The following is a 16,179-nucleotide window of genomic DNA, read 5'->3' as shown; positions in this document are numbered from 1 at the left end:
CTCACCGAGCACCGAAAACTCGGAAGAAACATTCGTACATTTCTTTGTCCCCCAAATGGCGGACAAGCAGGATTAGCGATATTCTGCTCAGAGTAGCGGGGGCTACCGGCTGACTTATGGGGAGAACAGCCGAAGAGAGCAGCGAGATCTTCGCCGCCCTCCCCCTCCGTCCGGGTAGGACGGTGGGCCCTCTCGAGCGATCCAACTGGGGCGGATGACTCGAGAGGGCAACCAGTCCCGATCCCACCCGCGGCTCGCGTACTGCGCCCGGAAGCGTCCGTCAACCCCGCTCCCTCTGCGTCCACCCAGGTTCTAGCGTCGGTCCTCCAGGGAGGATCGTGCACCCATGACCGCAGCTCGACCGAACGGTCGCATCCGCATCGGCGTCTCCGGGTGGAAGTACGCCAGCTGGCGCGGCGACTTCTATCCGAAGGGTCTCGCGCAGCGTCGCGAGCTCGAGCACATCGGCGAGCACTTCTCGAGTGCGGAGCTCAACGGGTCGTTCTACTCGCTGCAGCGTCCGCAGAGCTATCTTCGCTGGCGGTCCGAGGTGCCCGAGGATTTCGTCTTCGCGGTCAAGGGCTCCCGGTACGTGACGCACATGCTCCGCCTGCGCGACGCCGAGCAGGGGCTGGCCAACTTCTTCGCATCCGGTGTCCTCGCCCTCGGCGCCCAATTGGGTCCGATCCTGTGGCAGCTGCCGGAGCGCCAGATCTTCGACGCCGACCTCGTCGAGGCGTTCCTCGCGAGCCTCCCCGCATCCACCGGCGAGGCGCTCGAGCTCGCGAGACGGCACGACGAGCGTCTCGACGGCCGGGCCTGGTTGGAGATCGACGAGGACCGGCCCCTGCGTCACGCGCTCGAGCCGAGGTCGGACACCTTCGCCGATCCGGAAGCGCTCCGACTGCTGCAGAGGCACGGCACGGCCCTCGTCGCCGCAGACACAGCCGGCCGCTGGCCCCGGTTCGACGCGCTCACGGCCGACTTCGCCTATGTCCGGCTGCATGGCGCGCAGATGCTGTACCACAGCGGCTACACGGCGGCCGAGCTCGCGGAGTGGGCCGGGATCGTCAGCGCCTGGGCCGATGGATCGGGCTCGAGCGACGGCCTCCCCCGAGACGTCTACGTGTACTTCGACAACGACGCCCGCGGGCACGCGCCGCACGACGCGGAGGGGCTGGCGGCGCTCGTCGGCGCGCTCGCCTGAGGCCCAGCCGCGCCGCGTGGGACGCGCTCGACGACCGACCGATAGGGTCGGAGCATGACTCGGGGGCGTCGACGCGGTGTGACCATGGCTGTGTTGAGCGGCGCGCTTCTCGTCGTGATCGTAACGATCGTCCTCGCCTGCACACCCATGTCGCGTGCCGCACCGGGAGCCGTCGCGCTCGTGGAGGACGTCGTCGGCGACAGCGGCGAGGTGTCGGTGTACGTCGTCGAGCGGAACATCAATGTCATGCCGAGGTGCACGCTGCGAGTGCAGATGAACGACGGTGTCGCCGAAGACGAGCTCGCTCGAGTGCTCGAGCGCGTATGGGCAGCGCCCGGCGACTCCCCCTGCATCGTCAAGAGCCTGGATACCGCAAGCCGCTCGACGGTCTTCGGTGCCCCGCCCGCGGCCATGACTGCGGGCGAAGCCAGTGCTGTCGCCGCGACCCTTCAGCGCTTCGACGGCGTCACGGTCTCCGTCCGCGAAGACGGAGGCGTGAACGCCGACGCCTCGGTGCGGACGGGCGATTTCTCGGATGCCGCAGAACTCGTAAGGGCCGCCATCGCGTCCGCGGCCCTCGAGGAGGAGTTCGGACGAGTCCTCTGGTCGATGAGGTGGTCCGCCGACAGCGGCCCGTACGACGACGCGACCGTCACCAGTGACAGCACGCCGGACCCGAGACTCACCGACCTTTTCGACGGACTCGCCGCGCTGCGGGACTCCGGCGCGCTGGGCGTCGGCTACGGAACGGATGACGCGGCACTCGACGCCCCCATCATCGCGGTGAAGCTCAACGCGATCACCGAATCGGGCTCGACGGTCGTCGGCATCGGTCTCACCGTCGCTGGCTGGGATGCCGAGGCTCTCGCCGCCCGCGGCGAAGAGTTCGCTCTGTCGAGCCGCGCCGTCGAAGCGGCTCGCCTGATCGCCGCTCTCGGGGACGAGATCGGCATCCCCATCGGGTCGATCGTGGCGAACGGGACGGTGGATCTGCTCCCCGGTTCCTGAGCGTTCCTTCGCGGCGCGATCGACATCGTGCCGGGCATGCAGAAGGCCCGGACCTCTTGCGAGTTCCGGGCCTTTCTGTGGTCGGGCTGTTGGCAATTGGCGTCGTGACGCCACATGCAGGGCATCAGCACAACCTACTTTCCTGTAGAGCTCCACCGTTTTTCCTGCGGGCCGTGCCTCAGAGGGTCCAGTAGATATGTGGATCGGTTCCCAGGAATGTGCTCGCTGCGAGAAACGGCGGCGACTGGGCAAGAGTTGACCGCTTCGCGCGCCCAGCCCGAGGATGAGCATTGCGGAACGTCCTGTGTCGTTGGTTGGTGCGCGGAACGGAGTCGGCGATGTCGTTCGCGAAGTCTCCCCACAGCAGCCAGGCGACCTCTTGAAGCTGACGGTCGATGACGCCGAGCACCTCTTCAGTGAATCGTCTCCACGTGGGCAGGTCTGGCATAGCGCTTCCCGCGCGGTGAGTCAGCGCCACGTTGAGGAGCAACACGCCGCGCTGCGCCCATGGGCTCAGGTCGTCTTGTGAAGGCAGCAAACCTAGGTCCCTTCTCAGGGCGCCGAAGATGCGCCCGAGGGAAGTCGGACGTTCGCCCAGGTAGGTGGGTGGCGTGGAGAATGCCAGTCCGTGGGCTTGGCTCGGGTCAGGGTATGGGTCTTCGCCAATGATGACCACTCGCACGTCCGCAAGTGGTGTCAGGTGAAACGCTCGGAAGACGTCCGCGCGTGCTGGTGGTGATATTGGATGCGTTCCCGGACCACCGTATATGTTGTCCAGAGCAGCGTAGACCTGGGCAAGGTCGTATCCGGTGGCGGCGACCGCACGCGCCCAGTCCTCCGGCAGTCGGGCGTAGTCGTTCACACTGGCCATCGAAATCTCACCGCTCTTCGCGAACGCGAGGCGTCTGAACGACGGTGATGCCGCCGACGGTTTCTGGCATCTGCGCCTGAAGCGCATCGTCATCCACGTCGCCCGCGATGATGTCAAGCACGTATGGCGGTGGTGAGTGCTTCAGCGGAGTGAGCACGTGGTCGAAGTATCGGATACCGCCGTGCATGGCGTCGGCGGGCAAGTTCTCGAAGATGCTGCCAAGGTGGTCGTGAGCACCTGCCGAGGGCGGAGCAGTCTCTGTCATGGCTGCAGAGAACTGGCCAGCACCGGCCTTAAGGACCCTGTCGACCATCGACCGGGCGACGGCGCGCACACCGGTAGAACTGTCGCTCTTGAGGAAGCTCTTGAGCTCAGGCGACATAGCCCGCTCCACCGCCGGTATAAGAAGGGCACCGCCCGGAGGCGGGGTCCACAGGTCCTCCAAGGCCACCGACCATTCGTAAGTTGAGGGTGCGTCGTCTACGAGTTGGTCTGAGGCGAGGAGAGCGGGCATGAGCGAGATGGTCCTGCGAGTGCACTCCGGGCACCGAATTGGTTGGTGACCTCCAGCACATCGAGCCCAACTTCTGTACTCTCCAGTTCCGAGGTAAAGGGCGTGTACGGGGAGAACCCCGAGAGCCGACGCGGTGTCGACAAGCACTTCGCGTTGCAGTCGCGCAGAGCGCTTAGAACGATAGTCGAACTTAAAGTTCCAATGCTCGCCGCTAATGACGACACGCTTCGCCTGCACAAGCATCCCGTAAGCGGCAGATCCGTCCACCCACCACCAGATCCAATCGGCCCCGCTCAGCGCCTCTGCCCGCTGGGTGAATGGGACCACGGTCACCGCCGGCGCGGTGTGGGCGAGGAGCATTTCTGTGATCGCAGTTTCACCCCAGAAAAGGTTCACCGCCTCGCAAGCAGCCATGTGAGCACAAGCGACCGTTCGTGCGTGCTTGAATGCCTTTGCAATTGCGTTCATCTGTTCGCCCGGAGCTCCCATGAATACTACGCAGTGCATCCTTCCGCGACCCTCGTTCGAGGTCTAGCACCGCGACGATCTGTCAGTTCAAGTTAGCGCCAGTCGATCCAGTACCTGCCGATAAGTATTGACGAAGCCGTCCACCACGGCGTCGAGGTCGTCTTCGTAGAAGGCACCAGAGTCAAATCCGTGCGCCTCGTCCAACCTGAGCAGCTTGCGAACGCGCTTCACTTCCTGCACCGGGACTGTGAAGTGAGCGCGCGGGTAGCCCATGCGTGCGCTGAACTCGCCTTCGTCTGTGCGCCGGTACACCTTCACAAAGTTCTTGTTCGGCAGCGCGAACTCGCAACCCTGCGACTCGAGCTGAATGCGAAAGTCCTTGAACTTCAGGTTCTTGTCTCCGCGACCCAAAGGCCGAGTGCGTTCGTTCAGCCAGGCCCCGATGGCGGCGACCTCGGAGTCGGCGTCGCGCTCGATCCCCTCAGGAATCGGAAACTCGTGAGCCGCCACGCCTGTAGCCATTTCGTAAAGTTCGTCCTCGGTGGTTCCCACCAGCAGAGTTCGATTTCTCTGCAGGAACACAAGCATCGTGACGAGTGCTGTCCGTTTGTTTCCGTTCTCGAACGGGTGATTGAGTGTGAGGCCGTAGAAGAGAGTGGCTGCGACTGTGGCGACGGTGTCGTACTTTCGGTAGCTGCCGAGCCCTGCCGTCTGGCGAGCGATTGCGCTCGCAAGACCGTTCGGCCTCAGCGGATCGGTAGCACCGAAATCTTGACTTGCGAGCTCCCCCGTAGCGAGACGTCTGCGAATCGTCATCAGGTCGTCGTCGTCGATGTACTCCATGTGAGAACTTTAGCGAACCTCCATGGAACCCCCATCCTGCCGACGATATGCCACTAGCCGCCAGCTGAACGAGCGCCTAGGTCCGCGAACCGGTCCCAACGGCCTCACCAACGAAGACGTCGCCGCGACATTCCTCCTCATTCAACGCGGTACCGCCTTCCGAGAGCAGGGAACCGGCCCTCGTGAGCTAGCGCGTACGGCTAACGCATGCGACGTGGGGGGGGGGCGAACAGTGCCGGAGTAGGTCGGTCCCAAGTCTCTGGATGGGTCCCGGAAGTATCCATCTCGGCCAGAGACGGCCTTGGGAGGACGCGGTCGTCGCGCGCTCCACTTGACCGCGCTCGCTTTTCACGTTGCAGCGTCGCAGATTCATGCCGAAAGCGCGTGCGAGCGACGCGAGAGTCAACGGCCAGGCCGGGACCGCTCCAGTGTTGACTCGCACGTGCTCGGCGCCTGGGCGCATTCGACATCTTCGTGGTCATCGACCGATCTCGGCCACCGCGCGGTTCATGAGTTGTCCGTCAAGCAAATTTGAATCGGCGCTACGCGAGCGGGCACTATTGTGGTTCGCAGCGGCCACCGTTCCCTGCAGAATGCGAGATGCTCCGTGCCAGTCGTAGCGTATCTAGAGTTCCGAGCATACGAACAACAGAGGATCCAGACGAACAACGCAATGATGGGCTTGCTGGCCGGCTCAAAGCTGGCTTCGCAACTACTCGCTCTCACAGAGGGAGCCGAGCGACCTCTGTCTGAGATATTCCCGAGCATCGAACACATCCAACGGTTCAATCTTCGAAGCGATGTCGCGCGCTACGTGCTCAACGACGCGGAAGACCTTCTCGGAATCCTGGCCGTTCCGCAAGTTCTGGCCATCCACGAGCATCTGTTCCGAGAGATGCTCGAACTCGCATTGCCAAGCAACAGCCCGTCTCTAACCAACTTGGGGATGAGTAATATCCACGAAAGGTTCGCGACGACGGCGTCAGTCGCCTTTCCTTCGGACGCGCTGGATTTGTTCCACTACCTACGAGTCGCGAGGAACTCCCATATCCACACCGGCGGCTTCGCTACAAACACTCTGGCCACGCGCTCCGCGGCACTTTCGCAACAGGCCGAACTACTCTGGAACACGGTCACCGGTCGCCCGCTTCGCCGATACCAACCCGGGGATCGCGTACACATTGGCATCAGCGAGCTAACTGCTGCGCTTGCGCTCACGAAGAGAATGGCGGAAGCGGCGAATGTGGGCCTCCAGGGCCTTCTGTCGGGAGAGGTTTGGGCCGACCTGCTGATCCGGGACTGGGCATCGGAGCCGCGGCGCGGCGACATCACTCAGAAGCGTCGTAGCGTAAAGGGATTCGCGAAGATGCATGGATACCAAGCGCTCAACTTGACTGAAGAAGAGCTGCAAGATGCTCTGGACCGTCACCTGGCCTAAAAAAAGAGGGCGCTCTTCCTGTTGAGCTACATCTCCTCAATTGAGACGCCAGGCCTCGAACCTGAATCACCCTGCTCTGTGAGTGCTCTGGTCACGAACCAGGCGGGGACTGATCCCGATGCACCCTTTGGAGCGAGCATAGCGCGAGACGGATTTGAGTCGCAAACGCGACAGTCTCCCGTAGGGGCGGATACATCGGCGCGCCCTCCCGCATCACCCTACGGGGTATCTCTGGCTTGGTACACATCTCCTCGCGCCATTCAAACCCGGGCCACTCGATCCACCCCGCGCGCCCGCCACACTCGCCGGGAGACTCGGTCCAACGCGGAAGGTGGTCGAAACGGTCCCCCCTAATAGCGCGTGCCCATGAGTTGGTCCTCATCTCGTAGCAACCCGCTCGAACCGGACATGTCGATAGTGTGCACGTTTCGCCGACTCAACCACAAGTCGTGCGATAGTTCTGTGCTTGTTCTTTAACCACATGGGAGGCCGATCCTCACCGGGCGCGCGAGCGGGATCCGTCGCGTCGCCATCTAGATGGGAGACGCCCGTGTACGTGATGGCACACACAGCCGACATCACATTGCCGGACCAGCGAGTCGCCGTATTGGGGGACGTCCACGGCAACGTCGGTTGGATCCGGATGCTGTCGCGGGCGCTCCCGCACCTCGCACCGGCCGTGGTGAGCATCCTTCAGCTCGGCGACTGGTGGATGCCCGCGGACGAAATCGACGAGGCTCTCGCTGAGACGGACATCACAGGTATCTACGTGACCGGAGGGAATCATGAACCGTGGGGCGAGATCACCACGCTCATGACCAAGTACCCCGGCGAAGCCGTGCGGGTCTCTAAGCTCGTGTGGCTACTCCCCCGACCAGCGCGCCTCACCATCGGTGGGCGTTCAGTTCTCTCGCTCGGTGGCGCCTCCTCTGTCGACCGCCAGTCGAGGATCGAAGGGTTGACCTGGTGGCCAGACGAAGCCATCACCGACGAGCACGTCGCCGACGCCATCGCCGGCGGCCCCGCCGACCTGATGCTCACCCACGAGTCCCCGGCCAACACCCCCGTTCGTCGCGTCCGTGAAATCCTCCGCACGAACCCGCACCGCTTCCCGAAGGCGGCGTTGGAGGCGTCCGCGGCATCCCGCGCACGGGTCAGCCAGGTGTGGGACGCCGTGCGCCCAGAACTTCTCGCGCACGGACATCTGCATGTCGGGGCAGGCGGGAAGACTGCGGATGGCCGTCGTGTGGCGAGCCTCGGGCGAGAGGGCCATGAGTGGAACCTCGGAATACTCGATATGAACAACCTGCGGATGGCCACCCCGAGCCTGGCGATACTCCGCGGACTTGCCAACGACGACGACGGTTCTCGTCGCACGCGGGAGCAGCGGATGAACGGCGTCGCCGAGTCCCTGCACTCAGGAGTCCTGGACGGATTGAGGCCCTCCGCTCAAGCGCTTCGGGACGCTCGGGACTACGTCGACGGAGTTCGCGGACTCGAGAGATCCTCGAAGACGTCCGCCGACGCCACACCCGCACCCTCGGCGAGAACTCATGACTGAGGAAGAGCCGAGCCAGTGGGCTGAGATCGTCGGTCCTTGCTACACGGTGTCGAGCATGGCCCGCACCCTCCGGTGGACCGAGGCCGAGGCCATGAAAGCGGGGAACGATCTCCGCCTCCTCATGCTGCACACTGAGGACGACATCTACCTGTTCCCGTCGTTTCAGGTCCAGGATGGGAAGATAGTCGAGGACCGGGGTAAACGGCCCGTGGACCTGGGCGCAGTGGTTGAACGTCGCATTGCTCGAAAAGCATCCGCCCCGAAACATCTCACGGCTATACGGAGGACGCCTCGAAGAGGCGTTGCGGGAAGCTCGACATGATGCGTGGGCATGGAGCTCTTGATGCGAAGGGTTGATGTCTCGCCGTGATCCAAGAGATGACTCTCTTGGGCACCGAGTCGCGTTTCGTGCAGCGTGATAAGAATTGCGCTGATAGGCGCCTTTGACCGACACTCTGGGACCCGCAACAAGAGCTGAGAGACTTCATCAGCTGGCTGGTGTTCCCCACTACTCGCCTGCGATTAGTTGCGTCTGCGCCGAGGCATCGTCAACAGGTACGCCGCCTCGCGTCGATGGTTCAGGCGCTCACCGAGGTACGGACTGAGCGATGCAATCACCCCCAGCGCTCCTGCCGCAAACCCCGCCACTCCTCCTGCGGCGCCGACGACCATCCCCAGCCCACCAACAGCTGCTGGGATGACCATTGCATAGCTGCGGGACGTGCCGATACGTTTCGCCAGCGTCCGAGAGGCGTTCTCAATGTCAGAGGCAACCGCCTGCACTCCTGCAACCTGGCCCACGAAATCCGGGGTGGTCGCCATCGCGATTCGCACCCGGCCGCGCAAGTCCTCGATGGCGTCGTCCTCGGAGAGCATCCGCGCGAGGTCTTTCGCCGTCACGTCGCGGAGGGTAGGCACGTCCGCCCACATCGTCGCCCCTGGCGCTCCAGGGGTATGCCCGCCCCGTCGCTGCAGGACACGCGCCTCGAACGGGGACGTGGCGACATAGTCGGCGCCGAGCACTTCGGACACTGTCAGACGGCGTTCAGTTCGCTGCACGTACTTCGCCAGCGCGCTGTTCGTCACCTGGTCGATCCAGGCTGAGTAGTCGTACCCGGGGTCGTAGTTCCCCAGCATCCGGAAACCGACCTCGCGGTCCTCGAGATCGGCGTGGGTGAGGTCCGTGTGGCCGTGGAACCACATGCCCGTGTTGTGCTCAATGTCGTCGATAGCGTTCACGAAAAGGACCTCCCGTGCGGTGGGGCCTTCGAGGACGAGCTGGGAACGAACGTAGGAGAGGAGGGACGGGTTGGCGAGGGCGGCTTCGGTCCCCTCGTAGATGCGGGCACCGCCGAGAGCCTGCGCCGCTCCGTCAGGCATGGGGAGCGCGTGGCCTGCGCGAATGAGATGCTGGAACTGCAGCTCGTTGTTCGCGGCTCGACGGATGTCGGCGGTCATCGGGCTGCCGCTTAGGGCACGGAGCACGCGGTCGGGGAAGAGCACGTGGTCAGCAAGCAGCATTGTTCGCCCGATGAACTCGGTCACCGCGAGTTCCTCGTTCCAGACGATGGTGCGCCGGGGGGTCGTCTGCCGAAGGCGACCAGCCGTCTTCCATGCTTCGACCGCAAACGACGCGATGGCCTCAGCGATGTTATCCGGCACGGGTGTGGCTGTGTCCGGGAGTCGAGCAAGTTCGCGCAGCAACGTGACTCGCATCCTGCCGAGTTCCTCTGCGTCGGACGCGTCACCCGCAGTAGAGGTCTCCGCGAGTGCTCGCTCGAAGGGGCTGGACGCCACCGCGCGCGGAGTCGGGGTCCGCGCGGGCATCGTCAGCGGCGTACCTGCAGGCATCATGGTGCTGATGGCAGAACGGGCGAGACGTACTCGTGGGCTAATGCTGATGAAGTCGTCGCCGTCCGGTGGCACAGGCGCGCCAGGCTCTGACCGCGCGGACGCCTGCTTCTTATGGCACAGCCGATACGTTCTCCCTGACCCGCACCAACAAGGATCTTGGCGGTGGAAGGGAGCAAGCGGGTTCATGCTGACACGCTATACCGGAGCTACGACAATGCTTCGCCGCCGGTCGCGACGGCGGTTCGGCAACATTTCCTGTTGCCGCAAGGCACACGTCGTGGGCAGGTCACTCATGCGATCTCGAGCCGCTTATCGACCGGCCCGGCACGCCCATCAAGGCGAATGGGTGAAAGGCTCCATACTCATCACATGACGGACCACGTTGCACGTCATCGTGCTGCTCTCCAGTCGTTCGTACTGCGTGCGCGGCGCATTCAAGCGCACTCGCTCGCCCAAGACATCGACACCCTTCAGAAACTCCAGAACCCTCGAATCACCGTCCACGTCGCTCGTGAGACCGGGGCGCTCACCGTGACCCGCGAACTACCAGACGAAGAAGTTGTCGAGAGTGCGGCTGCTCGTGTTCGCCCGCTGACGCTCAACGATGAGGACACGTACCACGCCAAGGTAGTGAACGCTTTGCTCTACTTCGCCCGGAAGGCGAACGTGTCAGCGAGTGCGCTCGAATCGTTGCGCGAGCTGAAACGGCAATGGGCAGCGGTTGACCCGAAAGGAAAGCAGGTCGGCTTCTACGAGATGCGGGTGAAAGCCCCCGACAGCACGGAGATGCGCATCAGCGACAACGCGCTCGCGTTCTCTTGGATCTATGGCGATGTTGTGCATGCGGACAGCTCGCGGAGAGAGGAAGGGCAGGTGTTTGGGGTCACCGAACGCTTTCGTGCGGCGGTGCCGATTGTGGCTCGGCTGATGGCGCTCTCCCTCATAACGCTCGACGTCGTCGCGCGTTTCCACGTCGATGGAATCATCCCCGACCTCGGTGACATCTTCGAAGAAGAAGTCGTGGCATCAGACCAGGAAGAGCCGATGCTGACGAAGGTATACGTCGCAGAGTATGACGCGAACAGCGGCGCCCCTGTGGTGCCCGCGCTCGATGAAGAGCTCGGGGACCAGTGGAGGTCCTTCGTGGAAGTGTTCAAGGACCGTCTGGCGGGAGCGGACGTCCCGGGAAGCGAGCGTGCGTGACGTCGTGCGCCGAAGCCCTCGTGGCGAGTCACCGCTCCCGTTGCGGACTCAGCCCGACCGTCGTGTCGGCGACGTGAAGGTCACCGGTTTCGCTCACCCCGTGGTTGGCGGTCAGTCCGAAGACGATGCCCGCCGATGGATCGCTCCGGCTTCGTCGACGGTGATCCCGGCCGCCCCGAATGCCCGGACGGCGCTGCCCGCATCACCCCACCCGAAAAAGCTCTCGCGGCGCTCGTCAGGCACCGCCAACAGTGGGAACAGCTGCGCCCGAGCTATGACCTTCGCCAGATCGACCATGACCGCTAAGGCATCCCCGTCCGGGTAGCTGCCACGGTCGGGATGTTTCAGGTCGTTGTTCATGTTCGCGAGAGCCTTTGCAATTCCCACCCGAGGGCCAATACTCGGCCAGTCCAGGTTCGCACGTTCGATGCAGCGGAGGATCGTCTGAGACAGCCGACGCTGGCGACCGTCTGCGAAACTGTGTGCCCCGAATCGGTCCAAGCTGATGGCAAGCATCATCAGCTGAGGCTCGAGGAACTTCGTCGCCCCATTCAACACCTCGACCACCGGTTCCACCGCTCGACGGAAGTTGTCCTCGCCATACAGGCGCACCCACCGTGACATCCCGTCCGGACCGACGTCGGAGAGGCTGAGCAGTGGAGACACAAGGTCACGGTCCGGAGTGGGAGTGCGTTCCGCCTCACGCACCGTCGCCGCTAACTGCACGGGTACCGAGCTCGCAGCCTGCGGTTCACCCGCCATCATCCACGTGGGGAACTCTTCGTCGCGCAGAAGATGCTGGCGCCAGAACAGGGCCCGGCCGTGAGCGAGGATCAGCAGAGCGCGAATGGGGCGTTGGGCCTGAAGGTGTTCTGCCGGCGTGGCTCCGTTCCGGATCGTGGTCGTGAGCAGCGGGGCGGCGTTGTGAATGGTGAAGCGTGTACCTTCCTGGCCCTCCCATGACGCATTCGCGCTCACCTCGTAGGCAACGTCGTCGACCTCCCAATCCACGTGTTCGTCAGCTTCCACGACCACCGTGACTCGGTTCCTGTTATCTACACGGGTGACGTCGAGGGAGACGGGGCGGAAGCCTGCGAACTCCTGCAGCCCGTCAATCATCGAGGTGACCTGCCCCACCCGATATTCGTCTTGGAACGTGCGGGGATTATTGAAGATCACAGTTCTCGCGCGAAGGCGACCTTCGTCTACCGCGCCACCGGAGGAGCCCGCGAAACGTACCCCGTTCAACGTGACGCTTCCTCGAGCGTCCGTGAAGATGATGGTCGACGGGATCGCGGACTCGTTGTGATGGAACCATTGGCTGACCGTGCTGAAACGGCCCGTGCCGGGGGCGTTCGGGTTTCGCACATAGGGAATGCGCAGCAACGCCCCTGCGTGATCGGAGACCAGGGCAGCGGCGACGGACGCTTCCTCGAGGTCGGGGGTGTCGATGTATCCCACGCGCACATCGTCGGCGGTCAAGGTGTTCGCCATGAAGATCCTCTGCTCGTTGTATCGGCGAACCTACCGCGAGGCACCTACCTCCGGGGAGGAGTCGCCCGCTCACCATGGCCGAGGGCCGCTAGCGTGGTCGTCATGACTGGCTCGTTCTCCTGGGTGGACTTCGTCTCCCTTCTCGTCGCCGTAGCCTCGCTCGGGGTCACCCTGGCGATCTTTCAGATCGGACGTCGGCTGTCATTCCGGGAGCGTCAGCAGCGGGACGCAGAACTGACGGAGCAAGCATGGAAAGTGCTGGGACCTATTCGCAAGGACGGCCTGAACAGCAAGATCATCGTGATGAACGCCGCCCGATACGCGCGCGGATACGACGGCTCAAACGTTCTGACCTGGCGTGGGTATGCGTACACGGGACCCGAGATCATCGAGATTGACCACAGCGGCATCGAAGTCATCCTGGGCGGGCAGAAGAGCTATTGGGCTGACAAGGGGCGGCGCACATTGACGCCGACCAAGACACCAGCACCCAACGTGGCGAAGACTGGCCACATACCTTGGAAGTGGATCGAGCATGTCAACCCGGACGGCGACGAGTACGACGGCTCCGCGATTTTCTTCGTGCGCCATCACGCGCCGGGGCACGAACCCTATGACTACATCACCTACCGCGAGGGGACGTCTACCCCGTTTGGGCCGAACGACCGCGATTACTACTCGCCTCTGCCTGAACTCGGGACGAGGCGTCCACAGTTCTTCCGCGACTGGGGGAGATTCGTGAAGCTACGCCTCCAGGAAGGTATCCGAGAGCGTCGACAGCGCAAGCAGTTCGCGGCGTGGAATAGCCAACCATGAGGTTGCGCCGGCGTCCGCTCCATGAGGACAGCACCGCATACGAGGGTGGGCCGCAAGACGGACAGCACCGCCACCCTAGGCTCTCCTCGGTCTCGCCGGCGGCGCCGGACTGACCGCGGCCGAGATCGTCAACGTCCGCGTCGCCGACATCCACCGCGACGGCAACATCGTCTGCGTCGAGGTCCTCGGCAAGCGCGCCCGACGGGTGCCGGTGCGTCACGCCTGGGCTCGCGTGCTGCTGCGCAGCATCGACGGCCGCGCCGACTCCGACTCCGACTCCGACTCCGACTCCGACTCCGACTCCGACTCCGACTCCGACTCCGACTCCGACTCCGACTCCGACCAGCGTGTGTTTCGGGGCCCGTGGATCGCCGAGTACCCGCCCCGCATCATCCAGTCCTTCCTCACCGACCACCCCGCGCCCGTCCGTCCCACTCCTGCGGCCCTTCGTGCGGCGTGGCTGCTGCACCACATCAACAACAACGTGCCGCTGCCCGTTCTCCGTGAAGTGGCCGGCTTCGAGCACTACTCGACGCTCGTCCGGTACTACGAGCACGCGAACGTGCTGGATGTCGCTGACTTCACTGCTCAGCTCGTCGGAGCGGAGGTCGCCTAATGACCTCCGTTGACATCGACTATTACCGCGCCTTCGACGACAACGACGAGTGCGGCATCACCGAGCGCGAGGTCCTCGGCCGCGGCCGTGACCTCCAGCAGTTCGACGACGCCACTGTGACCTTGGCAGAAACCCGCGTGCGGCAGTCCGGTATCCTCGAGCAGCTCGACCGCTGGGCCGCCGAGGATGCCAACCGCGACGGAATGGGCGGCCGACCCGCGAGGATCTCATACCGCGCGCTGCTCACCGCGCTCCTCCTTCTTGCCCAGGAAGGGGCACCGCTGCACATCAGGCGGGCCGCGTACGTACTGCAGCACAGGCTCTCCACGAAGTCCAGCGCGCTCCTCGACTTGCCTGAGACGCCGACGAGCTTCGCAACCCATGTCGCCTCGACGAAGCGCTGGTACTCGAACACGATTCGCGCGTTCCACCGAATGAAGACCCTGATGGACCCCTACCCGCAGGAGCTCTACACCGCCAAGACCCACACTCAGATCCAGGAGATCCTCCGCAATCACGACGCAGAGCGCGCGGAGAAGTACAAGGCGCGTCTGGACGAGTACACCCGCCTGTTTATCCGTATGACGTTCATGCTCCAGCCGCGAGCTGTGCGTCGGGCCTCGAAGCAGTTAGATCTCTCCTTCGACCAGACCTACATCGGCACACCCACCACCAAGGGGTACAGCCGCAAGCACCTCGCGAGCAAGGTCAAGGCTGAGAAGGGAGCCGATTTCGGCGAGCTCTCCCCTGGCCCCGTGGACGCCTTCGCCGGGTGGCACGTTAAGAGCGGCAAAGCTGAGCGCGTCGACAACCAGAAGGGCGAGATTGACCAGACCGCACCTGAACGCGGGAAGTCGGCGGACTACGACTGGGGATGGGTAGCGAACCTCGCCGTCCGCGTCGACGCCGAGCAGCCCGGGTCCAAGCGCTTCCCAAGCCTCGTTGTTGCGGCGTCGCTAAGCATCCCGAACATGGAAGTCGCCGAAGAAGCCGCGCTCCTGCTCGCGTCGGCAGCGACCCTCGGACTCGCGCCGGGCATCGCCGATGCCGATAAGCAGTACTGGGCCAATGCCAAGCCGTTCCGGCTTCTGAAGCCAGCGTTGAAGACCGGCTTCACCCCGTCCACGGACTACCGCTCCGAGCGTGTCGGGGTGAAGGGTGGCCAGCACGGCGCTCTGTTCGTCGAAGGCGACGTCTACTGCCCGAGCACGCCGAAGCCGCTCCTGAACGCCACACCGGATCGTCTCGGCGACGTGATCGACGTTCAAACTCACCGCGCCCGCATCGCAGAGCGAAAGGCCTTCCAGCTGCACGTCAAAGACAAAGCGAAGACCCCCGATGGAAAGGTGATGCTGTGCTGCCCGGTCCTCGGCCCCAGCCCGACTGTGACCTGCCCTCTCCGCGAGATGATGGTCAACGCTGCCAAGAAGGCCCGCCCCGAGGTCGAGCCCGAAACTCTTGAAGAAGAGTTCCTCGACACCATCTGCAAGCAGCACTCGGCCGCGTTCGACCTCACTGAGATGCAGGCCCCACAACAGGCTTTCGACTACGGCACCGAAGAGTGGGAGACCTTCCACGACCACGCCCGCAACACTGTCGAGTCCGGAAACCATCAGCTCAAGGCATCGGGCGACGCGGACATCGAGACCCCCGGTCGCCGCCGCGTGCGCGGAATCACCGCCGCACAGATCCTCGTCACGCTCCTCATCGTGGCCCACAACATCCGGAAGATCGCAGCGTTCTTCAGCGACCAAGAAACCGAACGAGCGCGCACGACTCCACGTGTCCGCACCATCCGTCGCCGCGACCGTGTCTGGGCCAACCGCTACATGAAGACCATGGGCAACGGCGACCTCAGCGTCCCTCGACGCAGTCGAACATCGTCATCGACAACCACGTCGCCCGACACAATGGATCAGGTCACCCTGACACCGATGCGCACGTGAACCGCTCCGCTCACTGACGACGCCCGCCGGCGGCACGCCCGGCACGCTCCTCGTTACAAAGGACAATCGAACGCGCCCGAAAACCGGGCGCGTTCGTGTTTTCGTCTCCAGGATGGTTCGGACGCAATGATCTGAACCCGAATCCGATCCCATAGATGCAGAAAAGGGAAGGGCACCTGCTCGAAGCAGGTGCCCTTCCCTTTTCTCTAGCTGTTCTGCAATCAGTATTGCCAACAGCCCCTCTGGTCGGGCTGACAGGATTTGAACCTGCGACCCCTTGACCCCCAGTCAAGTGCGCTACCAAGCTGCGCCACAGCCCGTTGTTCTGCACTCTCGCGCA

The 16,179-nt window shown here is 63.8% G+C and carries 13 protein-coding genes, 1 tRNA gene and 1 pseudogene; 9 read left to right on the top strand and 6 right to left on the bottom strand.

The window, feature by feature from the left end; genetic code table 11:
• Nucleotides 1-346 precede the first annotated feature (346 nt).
• Both MRBLWO14_RS15765 and MRBLWO14_RS15760 read left to right on the top strand, forming a co-directional pair.
• A complete protein-coding gene (locus tag MRBLWO14_RS15765) occupies nucleotides 347-1,207 on the top strand; it encodes a DUF72 domain-containing protein (protein WP_341934035.1) in 861 nt (286 codons plus the stop codon).
• Nucleotides 1,208-1,261: 54 nt separating this feature from the next.
• Entirely contained in the window at nucleotides 1,262-2,215 is a 954-nt protein-coding gene (locus tag MRBLWO14_RS15760) for a hypothetical protein (protein ID WP_341934034.1), read from the top strand.
• 178 nt (nucleotides 2,216-2,393) lie between these two features.
• Here MRBLWO14_RS15760 and MRBLWO14_RS15755 read toward each other — a convergent pair whose 3' ends face one another.
• The 3 genes from MRBLWO14_RS15755 to MRBLWO14_RS15745 all read right to left on the bottom strand — a co-directional run bounded on the left by MRBLWO14_RS15755 (nucleotide 2,394) and on the right by MRBLWO14_RS15745 (nucleotide 4,911).
• The gene (locus MRBLWO14_RS15755; protein ID WP_341934033.1) at nucleotides 2,394-3,077 is read right to left on the bottom strand and encodes a uracil-DNA glycosylase; all 684 of its coding nucleotides are present in this window, start codon (nucleotides 3,075-3,077) and stop codon (nucleotides 2,394-2,396) included.
• 16 nt (nucleotides 3,078-3,093) lie between these two features.
• Nucleotides 3,094-3,600 carry a hypothetical protein gene (locus tag MRBLWO14_RS15750; RefSeq protein ID WP_341934032.1) on the bottom strand — a complete coding sequence of 169 codons (507 nt, stop codon included), beginning with the start codon at nucleotides 3,598-3,600 and terminating at the stop codon, nucleotides 3,094-3,096.
• 555 nt (nucleotides 3,601-4,155) lie between these two features.
• Nucleotides 4,156-4,911, bottom strand: coding sequence for a type II toxin-antitoxin system death-on-curing family toxin (locus MRBLWO14_RS15745; protein ID WP_341934031.1), 756 nt, complete (start codon nucleotides 4,909-4,911; stop codon nucleotides 4,156-4,158).
• Nucleotides 4,912-5,584: 673 nt separating this feature from the next.
• Between MRBLWO14_RS15745 and MRBLWO14_RS15740 the strand changes: the two genes are divergently transcribed.
• From MRBLWO14_RS15740 to MRBLWO14_RS15730, 3 genes are all read left to right on the top strand, one after another.
• The gene (locus tag MRBLWO14_RS15740) at nucleotides 5,585-6,349 is read left to right on the top strand and encodes a hypothetical protein (protein ID WP_341934030.1); all 765 of its coding nucleotides are present in this window, start codon (nucleotides 5,585-5,587) and stop codon (nucleotides 6,347-6,349) included.
• Nucleotides 6,350-6,908: 559 nt separating this feature from the next.
• A complete protein-coding gene (locus MRBLWO14_RS15735) occupies nucleotides 6,909-7,910 on the top strand; it encodes a metallophosphoesterase (RefSeq protein WP_341936219.1) in 1,002 nt (333 codons plus the stop codon).
• Complete coding sequence (locus MRBLWO14_RS15730) at nucleotides 7,903-8,232, top strand: hypothetical protein (protein ID WP_341934029.1); 330 nt, start codon at nucleotides 7,903-7,905, stop codon at nucleotides 8,230-8,232. Before MRBLWO14_RS15735 ends, MRBLWO14_RS15730 begins: the two co-directional genes overlap by 8 nt.
• A 200-nt stretch (nucleotides 8,233-8,432) precedes the next feature.
• Here the strand turns inward: MRBLWO14_RS15730 and MRBLWO14_RS15725 are convergent, their stop codons facing one another.
• Nucleotides 8,433-9,707, bottom strand: a complete 1,275-nt coding sequence (locus tag MRBLWO14_RS15725; protein ID WP_341934028.1) for a hypothetical protein — start codon at nucleotides 9,705-9,707, stop codon at nucleotides 8,433-8,435.
• 426 nt (nucleotides 9,708-10,133) lie between these two features.
• Here MRBLWO14_RS15725 and MRBLWO14_RS15720 point away from each other — a divergent pair, with 426 nt between their 5' ends.
• Nucleotides 10,134-10,967: a hypothetical protein gene (locus tag MRBLWO14_RS15720; RefSeq protein ID WP_341934027.1), complete on the top strand. Its 834-nt coding sequence runs from the start codon at nucleotides 10,134-10,136 to the stop codon at nucleotides 10,965-10,967.
• A gap of 111 nt (nucleotides 10,968-11,078) precedes the next feature.
• Here MRBLWO14_RS15720 and MRBLWO14_RS15715 read toward each other — a convergent pair whose 3' ends face one another.
• The gene (locus tag MRBLWO14_RS15715) at nucleotides 11,079-12,461 is read right to left on the bottom strand and encodes a hypothetical protein (protein ID WP_341934026.1); all 1,383 of its coding nucleotides are present in this window, start codon (nucleotides 12,459-12,461) and stop codon (nucleotides 11,079-11,081) included.
• Between the two features lie 102 nt (nucleotides 12,462-12,563).
• Between MRBLWO14_RS15715 and MRBLWO14_RS15710 the strand changes: the two genes are divergently transcribed.
• From MRBLWO14_RS15710 to MRBLWO14_RS15700, 3 genes and pseudogenes are all read left to right on the top strand, one after another.
• Nucleotides 12,564-13,277 carry a hypothetical protein gene (locus MRBLWO14_RS15710; protein ID WP_341934025.1) on the top strand — a complete coding sequence of 238 codons (714 nt, stop codon included), beginning with the start codon at nucleotides 12,564-12,566 and terminating at the stop codon, nucleotides 13,275-13,277.
• 94 nt (nucleotides 13,278-13,371) lie between these two features.
• Nucleotides 13,372-13,893, top strand: a pseudogene (locus MRBLWO14_RS15705) (tyrosine-type recombinase/integrase); the annotation flags it as partial.
• Nucleotides 13,893-15,839: a hypothetical protein gene (locus MRBLWO14_RS15700; RefSeq protein ID WP_341934024.1), complete on the top strand. Its 1,947-nt coding sequence runs from the start codon at nucleotides 13,893-13,895 to the stop codon at nucleotides 15,837-15,839. The pseudogene MRBLWO14_RS15705 and the gene MRBLWO14_RS15700, both read left to right, overlap by 1 nt.
• Nucleotides 15,840-16,082: 243 nt before the next feature.
• Here MRBLWO14_RS15700 and MRBLWO14_RS15695 read toward each other — a convergent pair.
• Nucleotides 16,083-16,159, bottom strand: a tRNA-Pro gene (locus MRBLWO14_RS15695).
• Between the last annotated feature and the right edge of the window lie 20 nt (nucleotides 16,160-16,179).

Source organism: Microbacterium sp. LWO14-1.2, assembly GCF_038397715.1.
Classification (GTDB): Bacteria; Actinomycetota; Actinomycetes; order Actinomycetales; family Microbacteriaceae; genus Microbacterium.
This window is presented reverse-complemented; position numbering and strand designations above follow the sequence as displayed.